At 67.6% G+C, this 3288-nt stretch carries 2 protein-coding genes and 1 pseudogene; all 3 read right to left on the reverse strand.

Features of this window, described 5'->3' with window-relative positions; genetic code table 11:
• A pseudogene (locus OTB19_RS42270) lies at window positions 1-132 on the reverse strand (IS6 family transposase); the annotation flags it as partial.
• A gap of 340 nt (window positions 133-472) precedes the next feature.
• Window positions 473-1882, reverse strand: a complete 1410-nt coding sequence (locus OTB19_RS42275) for a S8 family serine peptidase (protein WP_267804171.1) — start codon at window positions 1880-1882, stop codon at window positions 473-475.
• A gap of 437 nt (window positions 1883-2319) precedes the next feature.
• Window positions 2320-2859 (reverse strand): hypothetical protein, encoded by a 540-nt coding sequence (locus OTB19_RS42280; RefSeq protein WP_267804172.1) that lies wholly within the window; start codon window positions 2857-2859, stop codon window positions 2320-2322.
• Between the last annotated feature and the right edge of the window lie 429 nt (window positions 2860-3288).

Here is a 3288-nt window from a genome sequence, read left to right on the forward strand (position 1 = left end):
GCCACGCTCCAGCATCAGCTCCTCGATGTCGCGCAGCGACAAGGCCAAGCGGTGATGCAGCCACACACAGTGGCTGATGATGTCCGCCGGGAAACGGTAACCCCGGTACGACGGCCCCCGCACGGACCCCATGATGCCCCTCCACCAGCAACGATCAGCTTGATGATCATGCCTGCCGAAGGAGACTCAGCTCAAGTTGACAACGCCCCTTCGACACCCCAGACGACCTCGACCGCAAACTCCGCCGCGAGTTACGCAGAATCCAACTCAGACCCCACCTCATCGACGGCTGCCTCACCGCCACCGGCTTGGCCATCAACCCACCGACCCCACCCTGAAGTCCTCAGTAACCAACAAGGCTCCCTGGAAAACGAGTTGAGACGTGAGACCTCTCGCTCAACCGTCCGGGAGCCTTGTCCGTGACGCACCCGTTCCAGTCACCCGATCGGGTGGCCAACTCGAAGAAGCTCAGTCAGAGGACGGGGATGTTGAGGGCTGTGGGTGCGTCGGGAAGTCGCACGATCCCCTGGTGCAGGCCGCGGGACAGGGTGGCTGACCGCAGGATGTGGTGCAGGTGCTGGTTCCGTGCTAGCGGGGTGATGTGGGAGCGCAGCGGCTGATGGTGGGCCAGCAAAAGGGCTGCCAGTGCGGTGATGTGGGCTGCCGCGAGGGCGGTCCCGTCGGCGGCGCAGTAGTCGCCAAGGTGACCGGTGGTCACGATTCCCGTACCGGGGCCGTAGAGGTCGATTCCGGTTCGGAAGGGGCTGTAGTGCGCCGGGTGGATGCCCGCGACGGAATGTGCCAGGGCACCGACCGCGAGTACGGTCGGCAGGGTCGCGACGGGGGAGAGCAGGCTGGGGCTGTCTCCGCACGGCGCGATTGTGGCGACTCCCGCGGCGGCGGCCTCGAGGATCTTCCATTCCATCAGGCGCGAGGCGATGGCGTACGAGACGTTGATCTGCGCGATGTCGATGCGTTCGGTTACGCAGTGGTTGAGAGCCCGGAGCAGGTCACTCATGTGTCCGCCGGGGAACAGCTTCAGGGAGTGCATTTCTGTTGCCGGGGCGATCCCGACCACGCCGGTGCCGTTGTCGGCGGCGACGATGACCCCGGCGCACCAGGTCCCCCGCCCCGTGGCGTCCACGCCCCAGGCATCGCTCTCCGCCTCCGCGGTCAGATCACGTCCATGAGCGACAGCGTCCTTGAGGTCGGGGTGGGATGCGTTGATGCCTCCGTCCAGCAGCGCGATACGCACCTTTTCGCCACGTCGGTCGGCTGGGAGACGGTCCAGGCGCATGGCTCGCGCGCCCCAGCTCGTCATGGGGTCGTCGGGAAAATCGCGGATGGTGTCTGACAAGGGCATCAGGGAGAAGATTGCGTTGTCTTCTCCGGTCAGGAACGGCCACTCCAGGTGCAGGGGCCAGTATCCCTTGACGGGGCGGATGTGCAGTGTCCGGATGGTGGCGGGGGCGTCCGCCGCGAGCTTCAGGCGGGCGCGGCCTTCACGATCGGTGACGGCGTGCGCCACACCGTTGACGCCCACCGCCCACACATGGGCGGCCGCGACGGGCACGGCGTTGGGGCCCATCACGTGGACGTCGACTTCGCCGCTCGAGTCGAGGAAGGGGGCCATCGAGGGATCCGCGATCCCCAGCGCCGTGTGGATGGGGATGTCGGTGTGCAACAACGGCTGATCACGCTCGACGACGATCTGCGGGTTCGACGCGAGGGACCCGGCCCGAGAGGCCGGCATGGCGACCACGGCGATCGAGGGGCTGAGCCGACCGCCGCCGATCACGTGGGTCGACGGGGGCGTGATCCGGTCCAGGACCAGGGCGTCGCTGTCCTCGTCGAGGAACGTGAACAGGTCCTGGGAACCCACGCTGAAAACTGTCCCGTGGAGCCACCCTTGAGGCCGGGGCGCGACGAGGTAGCGGCCCCAGTGTTCGGGAATCACCAGCCCGGCGCTCGATCGGTTCGAACGCGTGTCAGCGGCCGGTCGAGAGGTTCCGCGGGCGTGGGGGGGGCGGGTCTTGAACACGCCCTCAGGGTCTCCGGAGGTGGTGGTGACGCCGTCATGATCGTTGCTCATGGGGTAGCCGTCCAGATTTCTAGCGAAGGGAATGACTCGTGTGTGTGGGCGTGGCGTGCCGGGACGCCACGACAGGGAGGAAGTCGCAACGTACGGGGTCGAGGGAGGAAGTCGCGACGTACGGGTCGGTCGAGAGGGTGAGCGGCCTCCGGCAACGCCCGGGGGGCGTGGCCGGACCCTTGAACGGGCCACGCCTCCCGAGACGCCTACCGCCGTCGCCGGCTCGGTCAGATCGGCGGCTGCTGGGTGAAAGTCGCGTTGTTGTACGCGATCGGGGTGAACCCGGCGGTCGGGGCGGCTGTGCCGTAGGCGGTGTAGGGCGCTGCGGGGGCCGTCTGGGCGATGCCGTGGGGCAGGGGCATGGAGCCGGCCAGGTGGCGCTCGGCGGCTTCGATGAACAGGGAGTGGACACCGGGGGCGACACGTCGGGCGCACTCGGTGAGGACGCTGCTCCAGGAGTGCTGGGGGAGCTGGCCCTGGGCCTGGATCTGGGCGAGGAGCTGGGGCTCGACGCGAAGCTGCTCGATGACCGTGTTCAGCGCGACGGCCGCGCAGCGCAGGGAGATGTCGGTGATCAGGAGCGGGAGCTGGGACGCGGCGGGCAGACCGGGCGACGTCGGCCAGGACACCGGCAGCCCGTCGAACGGCGCGGCATGGTGGGCGGCGATCTGCGTGAACGGGTTCACGGGGAACGAGCCGACGGTGGCGAACGGCGCCGCCGTGGCCTGCGGGTAGTAGGCTGCGGCGGGCTGGGCGAAGACGGTCATGACGAAGCCTCCGAAGAACGGGGAGCATGGGGAGAGAACGGAAGTCGGCTGTACGAGAAGTCCGTTCGCGGACACAGCAAAACATCACAGCGTCGCCACGTGCCTGCTGACGCGCTGTGTTCGGGTGGCCCAGGCTCCTTGCGAGAGACAGTGGAAATACGCCATTCCAGGCCAGGACGCCCACTCCCTCACACGGGCGGGATCGAGAATGGGCAGCTCACGGCAGAGTTTGACGCAGAGGCGGCACCCCAGCCCACGCGATGACAGGCAGGGGAAAGTAATCTCCCCCGAATGCCGCTCGGCTACTCAGGTTGAACTCGTAGTTGCCGTGGGTGATGACGGTCCTTGATCCCTGCGGTATGCCGTGGGGATGAGGTATGCGCAGGGGGGCGGGTACACGCCCGAAAGACAGGCGGCGCGTGAGCGGTT

Source organism: Streptomyces sp. H27-H5, from assembly GCF_026627505.1.
Taxonomy (GTDB): Bacteria; Actinomycetota; Actinomycetes; order Streptomycetales; family Streptomycetaceae; genus Streptomyces.

Coding starts and splice junctions, on each gene's coding strand:
- OTB19_RS42280 (WP_267804172.1), bottom strand. CDS start 2,859: ATGACCGTCTTCGCCCAGCCCGCCGCAGCCTACTACCCGCAGGCCACG.